Below are 16796 nucleotides of genomic sequence, written 5' to 3' on the forward strand. Positions count from 1 at the left end.
GCAAAGAAGTTCCGTCAGCAAAACGTGCTTAACGTTTATAGAATGCCGGGCACTCAGGCAGCGTCACTTCAACCGGCTCGCTGGTTCCCTGCGCTTTAATGCAGGCGTCCGCCGCCACCGACGCCGCGTAGCCGTCCCAGGCCGACGGGCCGTGCAGCTGGCCGGCTTTGACGTCGTTGATAAAGGCCTGCAGCTCGACGTCGTAGGCTTTGATAAAGCGGTCTTTCCAGTCGGTCAGAATGGCAGTCGACAGGCTGGCGGACTTGCGCATCTGGACGGCAGACGGCTCCGGCAGACGGGCAATCCCGGTCTCGCCGACCACTTCGCACTGGATGTCATACCCGTACTGGCAGTTCACGAACACCTCGACGTCGATCAGGGTGCCTTTTTTGGTTTCAAAGGAGACGATCTGCGGATCTTTCAGACGCGCGTGGGTGTGCGAGGTGGAGCGCGGGAAGCGCACCTGCACGGAACGGTAGTCATCGTTCAGCAGCCAGCGCAGCACGTCCAGCTCGTGGATCAGGGTGTTGGTGATCGCCATATCGGTGGTGTAGTTCTCGCCGACCGACTGGTTGCGGTGGGCGCAGCGCAGCATCAGCGGCGCGCCGATATCGCCATCGTCGATCACTTTTTTCAGCGCCAGATAGCCTTCGTCGTACGGGCGCATAAAACCTACCTGCACCAGGCGACGGCCGGCCTTCATTTCAGCATCGACGATGCGGCGGCAGCCTTCCGCGGTCATCGCCAGCGGTTTTTCGCAGAACACCGGCTTACCGGCGGCGATGGCGGCCAGGGTGTACTCTTCGTGGGTCGGGTCCCAGGAGGTGACCAGGATGGCATCGACATCGCTGGCGTTAATCACGTCGTGGCCGTCGGCGTAGACTTCCGCCTGCACGCCCGGCAGCGCGACCGCCGCACGGGCGTTGTCGGCATTGATATCAGACACCGCCACAACGGTGGCGCCCTGCAGAACCTGGGTGCAGCGACGGATGTGTTCTTTACCGATAGCGCCAGCGCCGATGACACCTAATTTGAGCGACATAATGGTTTTCTCCGTAAGTCTGTAGGATTCAGAGTGGATGTTCGTTTTAGTAATCACGCGCCTGGGCGCGCTTTTCATTAATCATTTGCGCAACTTTGCGGATCCGCTCAGAGAGCGCCGTCTGGGCGACGCCAACGTTCCACCAGCTGCCGTATTTGTGCACCATGGTCTTCGGCAGCACTTTAATATCAATCAGGGTGCTGACCGTTTCGCGACGGGCGGCGTCCAGCGCGTGGCGCAGTTCGTCCAGGGTGGTGACGCGCCAGGTTTTGCAACCGTAGCCGGCGGCGATGGTGGCGAAGTCCACCGGCACCAGGCCGCCCTGCAGCTGGCCGGTTTCCGGCTGGCGGTAGCGGAACTCGGTGCCGAAGCTGTCCATCCCGTGCTCCATCTGCAGGTTGTTGATGCAGCCGTTGGCCATGTTGTCGAACAGCACGACGTTGATCTTCGCCCGCTCCTGCAGAGAGGTGACCAGTTCAGAGTGGAGCATCATGAACGAGCCATCGCCGACCAGGGAGTAGACTTCGCTCTGCGGCTGCGCCAGCTTCACGCCCAGCGCGGCGTTGACCTCATATCCCATGCAGGAGTAGCCGTACTCCACGTGGTAGGTGTTTTCCGCGCGGTTGCGCCAGACGCGCTGCAGATCGCCAGGCAGGCTGCCCGCCGCCGCGACGATCACCGCCTCGGCCGGCAGCGTTTCATTCAGTACCCCAAGGACGCTGCTCTGGGTCAGGGTGGAGTCGGTGATCTGGCGGAATTCGCGATACACTGATTCGCGATCGAGATGATCATCGATCTCCGGGACAAAGGATTTCTCCTGCCACACCGCCTGGTAGACGCGCTGGGTCTCTTTTAACTGACGGCTCTGCACGCTCTCGATCTGCGCGCCCCAGCCGGCCTGCCAGCCGCTGTCCGCCAGCGCCGCGTCGAGGGCGGTCATCGCTTCCCGGGCGTCCGCCAGCATGGCAATGCCGTCCAGCTTCCAGGCGTCGAAGTTGCTGACGTTAATATTCAGGAAACGCACCTCCGGGTGCTGGAAAATCCATTTCGAGGCGGTGGTAAAATCGCTGAAACGGGTGCCAACGCCGATCACCAGGTCGGCCTCTTTCGCCAGCAGGTTCGCCGCCAGACAGCCCGTCTCGCCGACGCCGCCGACGTTCAGGGGGTGAGAAGAGACCACCGTCCCCTTCCCGGCCTGGGTTTCGGCAAAGGGCACCCCGTAGCGCTCGGCGAAACGGGACAGCGCTTCGCCCGCGCCGGAGTATTTCACCCCGCCGCCGCAGACGATCAGCGGTTTACGACTGGCTTTGATGGCCGCCACGGCGTCCGCCAGCTGCGCGGCGCTGGCCGGGCGGCGGTCAAGACGGTGCACCCGGCGCGCAAAGAAGGATTCCGGGTAGTCCCAGGCTTCGCCCTGCACGTCCTGCGGCAGGCACAGCGTCACCGCGCCGGTTTCCGCCGGGTCGGTCAGGACGCGCATAGCGTTGATGCAGGCGCTCATTAGCTGTTCCGGGCGGGTAATGCGGTCCCAGTATTTGCTGACCGCGCGGAAAGCGTCATTGGTGCTGATGCTGAGATCGTAGCTCTGTTCAATCTGCTGGAGCACCGGGTCCGGCTGGCGGGTGGCGAAGACATCGCCCGGCAGCAGCAGCAGCGGAATGCGGTTGGCGCTGGCGGTGCCGGCGGCGGTGATCATGTTGGCCGCCCCCGGACCGATGGAGGAGGTGCAGGCGATAATCTGCCGGCGCAAGGCCTGGCGGGCAAAACCGGTGGCCGCGTGGGCCATCCCCTGCTCGTTGCGCCCCTGATAGACGCGCATGTCGCCGCTGTCCTGCTCCAGCGCCTGCCCCAGCCCCAGGACGTTGCCATGGCCGAATATCGCGAAAATGCCTTTCACGAACTTCAGCTCTACGCCATCCACTTCCAGGTACTGGTTATCGAGGAACTTCACCAGCGCCTGCGCCGTTGTCAGTCTCAGTTTGCCCATGATGCACAATCCTTATTGTTCAGTATTTGTGTGTGGCGTCGCGCCGATGCCGCCGGGGCCGCCGGGGCCGTCGTTCACGTCACTGGAATACCTGTGGATTATAGGCAAACATTTTTTTCATTAAATACAAATACAGAAGAAATATTTCATTTTGCGAGAAGGATCAAACTCTCTACCCATTTCATACGTTTCACTTACATTCCTGACACGTTTTCGGGCCCTTTTTTGCCGCAGCACACGGAAATATCCCCTTAAAAATCATAGGTAAATGGCTGTCGTGTGGCGTTTCATTTTCTCCCGGGTCAACAGTGGGGACGATCCGCGCTCACGCGAGGCTCAGTGCGGCAGAGTGGTAGATCCCTCACACTTTTGGTTTTTTAATTTCGAACGAGTTTGCAAATGAAATATTTATTTCTCAAACTAAGGGTAACCAATAACCCTCAGGCTGTTCACGGAGTCGACGTCGGGATCCCGACCCTTCCAGGCAGCAGACACCAAAAAGGAAATCCTAGCTATGAATGCAGCAGTAAAGCGGCTCGACGTCATCTGTATAGGTCGGGTGGCCGTCGACCTCTATGCCCAGCAGATCGGTTCGCGGCTAGAAGACGTTGCCAGTTTCGCGAAATATCTGGGCGGCTCCTCCGGCAACGTGGCCTTTGGCACCGCGATTCAGGGGCTGAAATCGGCCATGCTGGCGCGCGTTGGCGATGAACACAACGGCCGTTTCCTGCGCGAAACGCTCAACCGCGCCGGGGTGGATACTGAGTATCTGATTACCGACAAATCCCGCCTGACCGCGCTGGTGATGCTGGGGATAAAGGATCAGGAGACTTTCCCTCTGATTTTCTACCGCGATAACTGCGCCGATATGGCCTTAACGCCTGACGACATCAGCGAGGAGTATATTGCCTCCTCCCGGGCGCTGGCGGTGACCGGCACCCATCTGTCGCACGCCAACACCCGCGCCGCGGTGCTGAAGGCGCTGGAGTACGCCCGCCGTCACGGCCTGCGTACCGCGCTGGATATCGATTACCGTCCGGTGCTGTGGGGACTCACCTCGCTCGGCGATGGCGAAACCCGTTTCATTGAGTCCGGGCCGGTCACCAGCCAGCTGCAGGAAGTGCTGCATCTGTTCGATTTGGTGGTCGGAACCGAAGAAGAGTTTCATATTGCCGGGGGCAGCACCGATACCCTGACCGCGCTCAAAAATGTGCGCCATGCCACCAAAGCCACCCTCGTCTGCAAGCGCGGGCCGATGGGCTGCGTGGTGCTGGAAGGCGACATCCCGGACAGCTGGGACCAGGTGCCGCTGCAGCAGGGCGTGCGCGTGGAGGTGCTCAACGTGCTGGGCGCCGGAGATGCCTTTATGTCTGGCCTGCTGCGCGGCTGGCTTAACGACGAGGGCTGGGAGCAGGCTTGCCGTTATGCCAACGCCTGCGGGGCGCTGGTGGTCTCCCGCCACGGCTGTGCGCCGGCGATGCCGACCAAAGTCGAACTCGATGACTATCTGCAGCGCGCCGAATCGGTGCCGCGCCCGGACGTCGACGAGCGCCTCAACCACCTGCACCGGGTGACCAGCCGCCGCCAGCAGTGGCCGGAGCTGTGCATTTTCGCCTTCGACCATCGCAAACAGCTGGCCGATCTGGCGCGGGAGACCGGGCGCGATGAAGCCTGCATTCCGCAGCTCAAGCTGCTGTTGTTGGCCGCGGCCGAAGCGGCGGCGCAGGAGGCGGGTCTTGACCAGCGCAGCGGTATTCTGGCCGACGGCACCTACGGCCAGCGTGCGCTAAACGCCATTACCGGCAAGGGCTGGTGGATCGGGCGCCCTATCGAACTGCCCAGCTCGCGACCGCTGCGTCTGGAGCATGGCAACATCGGCTCGCAGCTGATCGACTGGCCGCTGGAGCATGTCGTCAAATGTCTGGTTTTCTATCACCCGGATGACCCGGCGGCGCTGCGTGCAGAGCAGGACGCCCTGCTGCTCGAGGTGTGGCAGGCCTGTAACAAGTCAGGCCATGAATTGCTGCTGGAGGTGATCCTGCCGGAAAATGGCCCGGACAAAGACGAGCGCCATTACCACACCATGCTGGAACACTTCTATCAGCTGGGGATCAAGCCGGACTGGTGGAAGCTGCCGCCGCTCTCCAGCGCCAGCTGGCAGCAGATCACCGCCCTTATCGAGCGCGAAGATCCGTGGAGCCGCGGGATCCTGATCCTCGGCCTCGACGCGCCTTCCGACAAACTGCGCGCCGGTTTCGCCGAAGCGGCCGCACACCCGATGATCAAAGGTTTCGCCGTCGGGCGCACCATCTTTGGCCAGCCGTCGCGGCGCTGGATGCAGGGTGAGCTCAGCGATGAGGCGCTGATAGAGGAAGTGAAACGCAACTACCTGACGCTTATTGGCTACTGGCGCGAAGCCCGCCGCTGATCCCCCGACGCCCGTCTCCGTCACCTTGCGGAGCGGGCGTTTTTCTGTTTCTTCGTGAAATGAATCGCGTATTTCGTCGCAATAAATGAAAAATTCGCTTCATTTGGTACACTGGAAGCCATATTCCTTCCATTTTCTCAGAGCGCACTCTATGGCCAATAACCCAACACAGCTGACCATCCTGCAGGATGAAATCAGGCGTCGCTACGATACGTTAAGCAAACGCCTGAAACAGGTCGCCCGCTATATCCTTGATAACAGCAATAGCGTGGCTTTCGATACCGTGGCCTCCATTGCGCAACAGGCGGACGTTCCCCCTTCCACGTTGATTCGTTTTGCCAACGCCTTCGGCTTCAGCGGCTTTAACGAAATGAAACAGATGTTCAAGCAACATTTGATGGAAGAGACCGCCAACTATACCGAGCGCGCCCGTCTGTTCCGCCAGACCACCAGCGATGAGTCCAGCCCGCCGGAAACGCCGACGGAAATTCTCAATATGTTCACGATGGTGAACAACCAGGCGCTGCAGCAGCTGGCGATGCAGACCTCCAGCGATGAGCTGGAGCGCGCGGTGGCCCTGCTGGGCGAGGCGGAAAATATCTACGTCATTGGCCTGCGCCGGTCGTTCAGCGTCGCCTCCTATCTGACCTATGCGCTGCGCCACCTCGATCGCAAAGCCTTTCTGATCGACGGCCTCGGCGGCATGTTCACCGAGCAACTGAGTCTGGTCGGCCCGAAAGACGTGGTGGTGGCGGTGAGCTTCTCGCCGTACGCCCGGGAAGTGGTCGAGCTGGTGGAGCTGGGCGCGCAGCGCAAAGCGCGGCAGATCGCCATTACCGACAGCCAGGTCAGCCCGCTGGCGGCCTTCAGCGATGTCTGCTTTGTGGTGCGGGAAGCGCAGGTGGATGGCTTCCGCTCGCAGGTTGCTTCCCTGTGCCTGGCCCAGACGCTGGCGGTGTCGCTGGCGCTGAACAGCAGTCAGGAGTCTGAGGCCAAGCAGAAGGCGTGAGATAAGCCGCCTGGCGTTAGTTGCCCGGCGGAGTTGTATAAGCCTGCGGGAGGCGCCAGTAGGCCGGGCAAGGCATTTATGCCGCCATCCGACACAAAGACGGGTATGGCGTCGGAGGTGTCCTGCCCGGCGGCGCTGCGCTTGCCGGGCCTACGGTATAGGGGCTTACGGGAGGATCCCGTAGGCCGGATAAGGCGAAGCCGCCATCCGGCACAAAGGCAGGTATGGCGCCGGAGGTGTCCTGCCCGGCGGCGCTGCGCTTGCCGGGCCTGGGATATGTGCACCTGCGGGTCGCCGTAGAGACTGTTATCGGTTTGCAACTTTCCCGGCCAGACAATGCGTTTATCACGTGTAACTTCAGCGAAATTTGCGCTCCCGGTTAATCGTCTGCGTTATGCCTGGCATGGCGCAGGGAGCGCACAGGGGGCGGCCAGTCGCCGCCGCCCCCTGTACCCCCGGGCTCCGGCCAGCAAAATCGCCGCTGCGCGGTCCCTTCGACTTATCCCTGCAGGCTTCGGGTCGGGCCGAGGCAGCGTCCCTGCAAAACACGGCCCTCAGCCCGCATCCATGCGGGCTGCCCCGGCCTTCCGGGAACGTCTCAGCGATTTTGAGGCCGTCAGCACCGGCAGTTTCAGTCGCGCAAGTGGGTAAATCAGGGACAGGTCGCAGGGACCCTGTAGGCCGGGCCAGGCACAGCCGCCACCCGACAACATCCCAGGTATCGAGTCTGATATCTTGTCCGGCGGCGCTGCGCTTGCCGGGCGTGGGTTATATGGGCTCAGGAGAGGATCCTGTAGGCCGGATAAGCGTAGCGCCATCCGGCATAAGACGGGTATGGCGCCTGAGGTGTCCTCCCCGGCAGCGCTGTGCTTGCCGGGCCTGAGAGAGAGATTCTGCGGAGCGTTACGCTACAAATGTACCCGCTGCTCTCAAACAAAAAGGCCGGTTAGCATTGCTAACCGGCCTTTTTTATCGGCGTCTGCGCGTCACGTTAGTCGTGACGCGGATACTCCGGCGTGTTGATCCAGGCGTGGTCATCTTCCCAGGTGAACAGCCATTTCCGGTCCGGCCCGGCCATGACGTTCAGATAGTAGCTGTCGTAACCGGCAATCGCCGCCACCGGATGGTAACCGCGCGGCACCATCACCACATCGTGGTTATAGGGCGCCATGCAGGCGTCCAGGCTGCGGTCGTCGGTGTAGACCCGCTGGAAGGCAAAGCCCTGCGGCGGATCGAAGCGGTGATAGTAGGTCTCTTCCAGCTGCGTCTCTTTGCCCGGCTGGGCGGTATCGTGCTTATGCGACGGCCACGAGCTGGTGGCCCCTTCGTCGGTGTAGACTTCCACCACCAGCAGGCAATCAGCCTCGGCGCTGTCCGGCAGAATATTATGCACCCGACGCTGGTTGCGCCCTTTCCCACGATGCTCGACGCCGACATCTTCCGGCCGAATAAGGCGTGCCGGGAAGCTGCCTTTGCCCGGCGCGCTACACACCGCCAGCTCCAGATCGGAATCGGCGGTCACCTCGACCCGATCCTGCGGCGGCACGTACACCGACCACGGCGGGGTGCGTTCAAACGGCGACATCCGTTTACCGAGATTCGGGAAATCGGCCTGCTGCGTTTTCACCGACGCCAGGCCGGCGACCAGCACCAGGCACAGCTCGCGGTCGCCGCTCTCCAGCGTCACGGTCTGCCCTTTTTTCAACATCCAGACATCAAAGCCGATATAGCGCCAACCGGCGCTTTGCGGCGTAATATGCTGGATCTGTCCCTCTTTTCGCGATTTAGCCAGTAACGACATGGCGCTCTCCTTCGCCGATTAACCTAACGTCGGCATGCTGAATTCAGATACGGTCTGCTGCCCTGCCGGCCAGCGTACGGTGGCGGTCTTCATGCGCGTGTAGAAGCGCACGCCGTCCGGCCCGTGAACGTTCAGCGCCCCGAACACTGAGCGCTTCCAGCCGCCGAAGCTGTGGAACGCCATCGGCACCGGGACCGGCACGTTCACCCCGACCATCCCCGCCTGCACGTCGTGGACGAATTCACGCGCGGTGTGGCCGTTGCTGGTGAAGACGGCGCTGCCGTTGCCAAACTCGTGGCTGTTGACCAGCTCGAGGGCGCTGTCATAGTCCGCCGCGCGCACAATCCCCAGCACCGGGCCAAAGATCTCTTCGCGCCAGATGGTCATCTCCGGGGTGACGTGATCGAACAGGGTGCCGCCGACATAATAGCCCGCGTCGTAACCCGGCACGCGCAGTTTGCGGCCATCGACCACCAGTTTTGCCCCTTCGCTTTCGCCTTTATCAATATAGCCGAGGACTTTTTTCTGGTGAGTATCAGAAACCACCGGCCCCATCTCGTTCTCTTCCTGGCCGCGCATGCAGCCCGGGCCCACTTTCAGCGCCTCCACCAACGGCTTCAGGCGGGCGATCAGTTTGTCGGCGGTTTCATCTCCCACCGCGACCACCACCGGCAGCGCCATGCAGCGCTCGCCTGCGGAGCCGAAGGCGCCGCCCATAATGGCGTTAACGGTGGCGTCAAGATCGGCATCCGGCATCACTATCGCGTGGTTTTTGGCGGCGCCAAAGGCTTGCACGCGCTTGCCGTGGGCGCTGGCGGTCTTATAGATATACTCCGCCACGCCGGAGGAGCCAACGAAGCTCACTGCCGCAATGCGCGGGTCAGTGTACAGCTGCTCGGCATCTTCATTGCTGCAGTGCACGACGTTAAACACGCCGTCCGGCAGACCAGCCTCTTTCAGCAGCTCTGCCAGACGCACGGCGGCCGTCGGCGCCAGCGCCGGCGGTTTGAGGACGAAGCTGTTGCCGCAGGCCAGCGCCAGCGGGAACATCCACATCGGCACCATCGCCGGGAAGTTGAACGGGGTGATCCCGGCCACCACGCCCAGCGGCTGCATCAGCGAATAGCTGTCGACGCCGGTGCCGACGTCAGAAGAGTATTCACCTTTAATCAGGTGCGGGATCCCGCAGGCGAATTCGACCACTTCCATGCCGCGGGTCAGCTCGCCCAGCGCATCCGACCACACTTTGCCGTGCTCGCTGACGATGATCCCCGCCAGCTCTTCCACGTGCTGCTCCAGCAGCATTTTGAAGTTGAACAGCACGCGGGCGCGGCGCAGCGGCGTGGTACGGGACCAGCTGTCAAACGCATCGCGAGCAACCTGAATCGCCTCAGAGACTTCCTGCGCGGTCGATACCGTGACTTCGCGCACCGCTTTGCCCGTCGCCGGATCGTACACCGGCATCGTTTCGTTGCTGCTGCTGATAACGGTTTTCCCGCCAATAAAGTTTCCTGTGATCGTCATGTTCTCGCCTCATAGTGAAGAGGGCCAGCGCACACCGGCCCGTCGCTGATTCTGCTGTGCTATAACCGTAGTAAAATGAAATTTATATTTCAACATTGTTGTGAAATGAAATTTCATTTTGGTGATAACAGTCGCATTTTGCGCTCACGCATCGCTTACACGCTTCCCCCATCGAGCCGCGCCGCCTCGTGATGCCAGGCTCCCCGTCCCGGTCGCTCCCGCCGCGGCGGCCGGGAATATTTTGCGAGGCAGCTCAAACAATCATCATTTTCATTCTTGCTTATTTTGGAATAAACGTTTTGACTGTTAGCCAATTGAACGAACCTAACCCTCTTCCGTCAGGAGTGTCCTATGGCCATCGCAATGCAACGTTTTTGTATTAACCGCAAAATCGCGCCAGCGCTCAGCATTGAAGCGTTTTTCCGTCTGGTGAACCGTCTGGGCCTGAATAAAGTCGAGCTGCGCAACGATTTACCCAGCGAGAAAGTGACCGACGATCTGAGCCATCAGCAGGTGCGCGAGCTGGCGGCGCGTTACCACATCGAGATCCTGACGATTAACGCGGTCTATCCCTTTAACCGCCGTAGCGAAGAGGTGCGGCAGCTGACCGAGTCGCTGCTGAAAGAGGCCCAGGCCATCGGCGCCAAATCGCTGGTGCTCTGCCCGCTCAACGACGGCAGCGAGGTGCCGGCCAGCGACACTCTGAGCGCCCTGCACGACCTGGCGCCGCTGTTCGCCTTCTACGGCATCCACGGCCTGGTGGAGCCGCTGGGCTTCCCGCAAAGCTCACTGCGATCGGCGCACCAGGCGCAGACGCTGATCCATGACGCCCGCGTGCCGTTTAAGCTGCTGATCGACACCTTCCATCACCATCTCTACCCGCAGGCGGCGGACGAGTTCAGCCAGGTGGAGGTGGCGGATATCGGTCTGGTGCACCTCTCCGGGGTGGACGATACCCGTCCGCGCGAGCAGCTCACCGATGCCGAGCGCATCATGCTGACGCCGCAGGATCGCCTCGGCACCTGCGAGCAGGTTAAAGCGCTGGAAGCCCGCGGCTATCAGGGGGTATACGCTTTTGAACCCTTCGCTCCCGAGCTGGCGCAGTGGAGCGAAGCGGATATCGAGCGCGAAATTGAGCAGAGCATTGCGCTTATCCAACGCCACTGCGCCTGAGGCCTCTCGCGACAGCGTGCGCGGCGCGTGACGATTTCCCCAACGCCGGACGACGAGGTTGCCTATAATCGTCGCAGGATAAATGGAGGAATCGATCATGAGCTCACCCCTGTTGATTGCGCGCACGCTGGATAACGCGCTCTATTTGTTGCCCGCGATGGCCAACCGCCATGGGCTGATCACCGGTGCGACCGGCACCGGTAAAACCGTCACCCTGCAAAAGCTGGCTGAGTCGTTTTCGGAGATTGGCGTGCCGGTATTTATGGCGGACGTCAAGGGCGACCTGACCGGCATTGCCGCCGCGGGCCAGAGCTCAGAGAAGCTGCAGGCGCGGCTGGAGAAGATCGGCGTCAGCGACTGGGAGCCGCACGCCAACCCGGTGGTGCTCTGGGATATCTTTGGCGAAAAGGGCCACCCGGTGCGGGCGACGGTCTCCGATCTTGGCCCCCTGCTGCTGGCGCGCCTGCTCAATCTCAATGAGGTGCAGAGCGGCGTGCTGAACATTATTTTCCGCATCGCGGACGACCGCGGCCTGCTGCTGCTCGACTTCAAAGACCTCCGCGCCATCACCCAGTTTATCGGCGACAACGCCAAATCTTTCCAGAATCAGTACGGCAATATCAGCAGCGCCTCGGTCGGCGCCATCCAGCGCGGGCTGTTGACCCTGGAGCAACAGGGCGCCGGGCACTTCTTCGGCGAGCCGATGCTGGATATTGCCGACTGGATGCGCGTCGATGCCAGTGGCAAAGGGGTAATCAATATCCTCAGCGCTGAAAAGCTCTACCAGATGCCGAAGCTCTACGCCGCCAGCCTGCTGTGGATGCTCTCCGAGCTGTACGAGCGCCTACCGGAGGCGGGCGATCTCGACAAGCCCAAACTGGTGTTCTTCTTCGATGAGGCGCATCTGCTGTTCAACGATGCGCCGCAGGTGCTGCTGGATAAAATCGAACAGGTGATCCGTCTTATCCGCTCCAAGGGCGTCGGCGTCTATTTTGTCTCGCAGAACCCGGCGGATATTCCCGACGCTGTGCTCGGCCAGTTGGGCAACCGTGTGCAGCACGCGCTGCGCGCCTTTACGCCGAAGGATCAGAAAGCGGTGAAAACCGCCGCCCAGACCATGCGCGCCAACCCGGCCTTCAGTACCGAACAGGCGATCCAGGAGCTGGGCACCGGCGAGGCGCTGATCTCCTTCCTCGATGAGAAAGGCAGTCCGTCGGTGGTTGAGCGGGCGATGGTTATCGCCCCCTGCTCGCGGATGGGGCCGGTCAGCGATGACGAGCGCAATGGCCTGCTGAATCACTCGCCGCTGTACGGCAAGTATGAAGAGGAGGTGGACCGCGAGTCGGCCTTCGAGATGCTGCAGCAAGGGGTGCAGGTCACTACCGAGCAGCAGTCGGCTCCGCCGGCGAAGGGTCAGCAGAGCGGGGAAGACGACGGGCTGCTCGGCGGCCTGAAAGATATCCTGTTCGGCAGCACCGGCCCGCGCGGCGGCAAACGCGACGGTATCGTGCAGACCGCGGCGAAAAGCGCAGTTCGCCAGGTCACCAATCAGATCGTCCGCGGCATGCTGGGGAGCCTGCTGGGCGGACGCAAGCGCTAAAAAAAAGCCCCCTCATCAATGAGGGGGCTTAGGTTTCAGGCTTACCCGCTAGGCCTTACGCATCATCAGCCAGAGGCTTATCAGGAAGAAGCTGGCGCTTGGCAACAGCGCGCCGATGATCGGCGGTATGCCGTACACCAGGGTCAGCGGGCCGAAAATCTGATCCAGCACGTAGAAGATAAAGCCGAAGCTAATCCCCGTCACCACCCGGACGCCCATCGGCACGCTACGCAGCGGGCCAAAGATAAACGACAGCGCCATCAGCATCATCACCGCCACTGACAGCGGCTGGAAGATTTTGCTCCACATATTGAGCTGGTAGCGTCCCGGATCCTGACCGCTGGATTTCAGGTATTTCACATAGTTGTGCAGCCCGCTGATCGACAGCGCATCCGGATCCAGGGCAACCACGCCGAGCTTGTCCGGCGTCAGGTTGGTTTTCCAGGTACCGCTCACCATCTGCGACCCGGTCACCTGCTTCGGATCGGTCAGATCGGATTCATCCACCTGCGACAGGCGCCACACTTTATTCTCGCTATCGAATTTTGCCGAGGCGGCATAGCGCACCGACTGTAAACGACGCTCCGGGTTGAAGGCATAAATGCTGACGCCCCCCAGCTCATCGTTACCTTTCACCCGTTCGATATAGACAAAGTTATGGCCATCTTTCGCCCACAGCCCCTGCTGGGTGGAAAGTAGCGAACCGCCGTACATCTGCTGGGCGCGGTAATTGCGCGCCATCTGTTCGCCCTGCGGCGCCACCCACTCGCCGATCGCCATGGTCAGCAGCACCAGCGGGATAGCGGTTTTCATCACCGCCAGCGCCACCTGCAGCCGGGTGAAACCGGACGCCTGCATCACCACCAGCTCGCTGCGCTGGGCCAGCATCCCCAGCCCCAGCAGCGCGCCAAGCAGCGCCGCCATTGGGAAGAAGATCTGGATGTCTTTCGGCACGCTGAGGATGGTATAGAGGCCGGCGCCCAGCGCGTCGTAACTGCCCTGCCCGGACTTTTTCAGCTGATCGACAAACTTGATAATGCCGGAGAGCGACACCAGCATGAACAGCGTCATCATGATGGTGTTGAAAATCGTCTTACCGATATAACGGTCAAGTACGCCAAACGCCTGCATCAGGCCGCTCCTTTATTAAAACGGGCGCGGAAGCGGCGCATCGGCACCGTGTCCCACAGGTTTAACAGCACCGCCAGCGCAAAATAGAGCAGGTTGATCGCCCACATCCAGATAGCCGGGTCCATTTTGCCTTTGCCGCCGTTCGACTTGATTGAGGTCTGCAGCAGGAAGAACACCAGGTAGAGCAGCATCGCCGGCAGCATCGACAGCACGCGGCCCTGGCGCGGGTTCACCACGCTGAGGGGCACCACCATCAGCGCCATAATGAAGACCGTCGCCACCAGCGTGAAGCGCCAGTGCAGTTCGGCGCGCGCGCGGTCGGTGTGGGTCTGCCACAGAGTGCGCATATCCATCTGTTCGGTGTCGTCCGGATCGGAGGTCACCGCCTGGTGGCCGATAATGGCCTGATAGTTATTGAAATCGGTAATGCGGAAATCGCGCAGCATCGCGGTGCCTTCAAAGCGGGTGCCCTTGTTGAGGGTCACCACCTGCGAACCGTCTTTCTGCTGCGACAGCTCGCCGGAATCCGCCACCACCACGGAAGGTCGCGCGTTGCCTTTCGGACGCAGCTGGGCAAGGAAGACGTCATGGAAGCGGTTGCCGTTGACGCTCTCGATAAACATCACCGCGTTACCATCGCTGGCCTGCTGGAACTGGCCCTGGGCCAGAGCGGCCATGCCGGGGTTGGCTTTGGCTTCCGCCAGCACTTCATCCTGATGGCGCGACGACCACGGCCCCGCCCACATCACGTTGACCGCCGCCACCGCGCCGGTGAACAGCGCGAGGATCATCGCCGCCTTGATCAGCACGGCTTTACTCAGGCCGCAGGCGTGCATCACCGTAATTTCGCTTTCGGTGTACAGCTTGCCGAGGGTCATCAGCAGGCCAAGGAACAGACTTAACGGCAGGATAAGCTGCGCCATCTCCGGGATGCCGAGCCCCAACAGCGAGAGCACCAGATTGGTTGGGATATCGCCATCCACCGCAGCGCCGAGGATCCTGACTAATTTCTGACAAAAGAAAATCAGTAACAGGATGAATAGGATCGCCAACTGGCTTTTCAGCGTCTCACGAACCAGATATCTTATGATTATCACTATAAATACGCCCGTAAAAACCCGTTTTAGTGCAGGAAAATTGCTTGTTTCATGGCTTAAACGTCATTTATTCTCTTTGGTCGTCGAAAACGTCGCTAAGATTAAATGACTCATCGGTTCTGCATGTCAGGATCTTTTCTGACGAACCCAGGCCTTAATAACGTTAAGATTAACACGAAGTCACCGCAACAGCGGATATGAGTTACGAAAGCTTGCAATTATATACTCAATGGATTTCGAGTTGTAAGAAGGCAGCAGGGCTGTGGCCCCTGGCGCGCACAATGTGCCACGTCAGGGTAAGCAGGCGCAGCCGGCGCATCTGCAACTTGAAAGGCGACGAGTATAGCCGTAGCCACCACTGTTGTCTTTAAGATTCAGGAGCATAGTGCATGGAGTTCAGTGTAAAAAGCGGTAGCCCGGAGAAGCAGCGGAGCGCCTGTATCGTGGTCGGCGTCTTTGAACCACGTCGCCTCTCCCCCATCGCCGAACAACTCGATAAAATCAGCGACGGCTACATCAGCGCCCTGCTACGTCGCGGCGAGCTGGAAGGCAAACCTGGCCAGACGTTATTGCTGCACCATGTGCCAAACATTCTGTCTGAGCGCATTCTGCTGATTGGCTGCGGCAAAGAGCGCGAACTGGATGAGCGTCAGTACAAGCAGGTCATCCAGAAAACCATCAATACCCTGAATGATACCGGTTCAATGGAGGCGGTCTGCTTCCTGACCGAGCTGCACGTCAAGGGCCGTAACAACTACTGGAAAGTTCGCCAGGCCGTTGAAACCGCCAAAGAGACGCTGTACAGCTTCGACCAGCTGAAGACCAACAAAAGCGAGCCGCGTCGCCCGCTGCGTAAAATGGTCTTTAACGTGCCGACCCGTCGCGAGCTGACCAGCGGCGAACGCGCCATTCAGCACGGGCTGGCGATCGCCGCCGGCATCAAAGCGGCGAAAGATCTCGGCAACATGCCGCCGAACATCTGTAACGCCGCCTATCTGGCCTCCCAGGCACGCCAGCTGGCCGATACCTATAGCAAAAACGTTATCACCCGCGTGATCGGCGAACAGCAGATGCGCGAGCTGGGAATGAACGCCTACCTCGCCGTCGGCAACGGTTCGCAGAACGAGTCGCTGATGTCGGTCATCGAGTATAAAGGCAACCCGTCGGAAGACGCGCGCCCTATCGTGCTGGTCGGTAAAGGCCTGACCTTCGACTCCGGCGGCATCTCCATCAAGCCGGCTGAAGGCATGGACGAGATGAAGTACGACATGTGCGGCGCCGCGGCGGTGTACGGGGTGATGCGGATGGTTGCTGAGCTGCAGCTGCCGCTGAACGTGATCGGCGTGCTGGCGGGCTGTGAAAACATGCCTGGCGGTCGCGCGTATCGCCCGGGCGATGTTCTGACCACCATGTCCGGCCAGACGGTGGAAGTGCTGAACACCGACGCCGAAGGCCGTCTGGTGCTGTGCGATGTGCTGACCTACGTTGAGCGCTTCGAGCCGGAAGCGGTTATCGATGTCGCAACGCTTACCGGCGCCTGCGTGATTGCCCTCGGCCATCACATCACCGGCCTGATGTCGAACCATAACCCGCTGGCCCATGAGCTGATCGGCGCCTCCGAACTGGCCGGCGACCGCGCATGGCGTCTGCCGCTGGCCGATGAGTTCCAGGACCAGCTGGAATCCAACTTTGCCGATATGGCGAATATCGGCGGCCGTCCTGGCGGCGCGATCACCGCCGGCTGCTTCCTGTCGCGCTTCACCCGCAAGTACAACTGGGCGCACCTCGACATCGCCGGCACCGCCTGGCGTTCCGGCAAAGCCAAAGGCGCCACCGGTCGTCCGGTCGCTCTGCTGTCGCAGTTCCTGCTCAATCGCGCGGGTTTTAACGGCGAAGAGTGATTGCCGTCTGATGCCCGGTGGCGCTACGCTTACCGGGCCTACGGAAAGATGCCGTTTGTAGGCCGGGTAAGCCTAGCGCCACCCGGCTTTGCATTTAAATCCA

General features: G+C 60.9%; 11 protein-coding genes. 5 read left to right on the forward strand and 6 right to left on the reverse strand.

Annotated features, from left to right (window positions below; genetic code table 11):
- Positions 1-28: 28 nt before the first annotated feature.
- Both ACLH1I_RS18420 and iolD read right to left on the reverse strand, forming a co-directional pair.
- Positions 29-1042 (reverse strand): Gfo/Idh/MocA family protein, encoded by a 1014-nt coding sequence (locus tag ACLH1I_RS18420; RefSeq protein ID WP_004186740.1) that lies wholly within the window; start codon positions 1040-1042, stop codon positions 29-31.
- A gap of 46 nt (positions 1043-1088) precedes the next feature.
- Entirely contained in the window at positions 1089-3029 is a 1941-nt protein-coding gene (gene iolD, locus ACLH1I_RS18425) for a 3D-(3,5/4)-trihydroxycyclohexane-1,2-dione acylhydrolase (decyclizing) (protein WP_004152191.1), read from the reverse strand.
- Positions 3030-3543: 514 nt separating this feature from the next.
- Between iolD and ACLH1I_RS18430 the strand changes: the two genes are divergently transcribed.
- Positions 3544-5457: a bifunctional 5-dehydro-2-deoxygluconokinase/5-dehydro-2-deoxyphosphogluconate aldolase gene (locus tag ACLH1I_RS18430; RefSeq protein WP_069734328.1), complete on the forward strand. Its 1914-nt coding sequence runs from the start codon at positions 3544-3546 to the stop codon at positions 5455-5457.
- A gap of 151 nt (positions 5458-5608) precedes the next feature.
- Entirely contained in the window at positions 5609-6466 is an 858-nt protein-coding gene (locus ACLH1I_RS18435) for a MurR/RpiR family transcriptional regulator (protein ID WP_004206536.1), read from the forward strand.
- Between the two features lie 991 nt (positions 6467-7457).
- On the opposite strand, the gene iolB is transcribed toward ACLH1I_RS18435, so the two are convergent.
- Positions 7458-8267, reverse strand: coding sequence for a 5-deoxy-glucuronate isomerase (gene iolB / locus ACLH1I_RS18440; RefSeq protein ID WP_004206535.1), 810 nt, complete (start codon positions 8265-8267; stop codon positions 7458-7460).
- Positions 8268-8285: 18 nt separating this feature from the next.
- A complete protein-coding gene (locus ACLH1I_RS18445; protein WP_004146794.1) occupies positions 8286-9791 on the reverse strand; it encodes a CoA-acylating methylmalonate-semialdehyde dehydrogenase in 1506 nt (501 codons plus the stop codon).
- Positions 9792-10142: 351 nt separating this feature from the next.
- Between ACLH1I_RS18445 and ACLH1I_RS18450 the strand changes: the two genes are divergently transcribed.
- Positions 10143-10964, forward strand: coding sequence for a TIM barrel protein (locus tag ACLH1I_RS18450; protein ID WP_151629317.1), 822 nt, complete (start codon positions 10143-10145; stop codon positions 10962-10964).
- A 97-nt stretch (positions 10965-11061) separates the two neighbouring features.
- Positions 11062-12564, forward strand: coding sequence for a helicase HerA-like C-terminal domain-containing protein (locus tag ACLH1I_RS18455; RefSeq protein ID WP_048322798.1), 1503 nt, complete (start codon positions 11062-11064; stop codon positions 12562-12564).
- A gap of 48 nt (positions 12565-12612) precedes the next feature.
- Here the strand turns inward: ACLH1I_RS18455 and lptG are convergent, their stop codons facing one another.
- Both lptG and lptF read right to left on the reverse strand, forming a co-directional pair.
- Positions 12613-13695 carry an LPS export ABC transporter permease LptG gene (gene lptG / locus ACLH1I_RS18460; RefSeq protein WP_002886956.1) on the reverse strand — a complete coding sequence of 361 codons (1083 nt, stop codon included), beginning with the start codon at positions 13693-13695 and terminating at the stop codon, positions 12613-12615.
- Positions 13695-14792: an LPS export ABC transporter permease LptF gene (gene lptF / locus ACLH1I_RS18465; RefSeq protein ID WP_012969078.1), complete on the reverse strand. Its 1098-nt coding sequence runs from the start codon at positions 14790-14792 to the stop codon at positions 13695-13697. Before lptF ends, lptG begins: the two co-directional genes overlap by 1 nt.
- Before the next feature lie 389 nt (positions 14793-15181).
- Between lptF and pepA the strand changes: the two genes are divergently transcribed.
- Positions 15182-16693, forward strand: coding sequence for a leucyl aminopeptidase (pepA, locus tag ACLH1I_RS18470; protein ID WP_004206531.1), 1512 nt, complete (start codon positions 15182-15184; stop codon positions 16691-16693).
- Positions 16694-16796: the final 103 nt, after the last annotated feature.

The sequence above is a fragment of the Klebsiella sp. 1SOBk10mer genome (genome assembly GCF_046602535.1).
Classification (GTDB): Bacteria; Pseudomonadota; Gammaproteobacteria; order Enterobacterales; family Enterobacteriaceae; genus Klebsiella; species Klebsiella quasipneumoniae.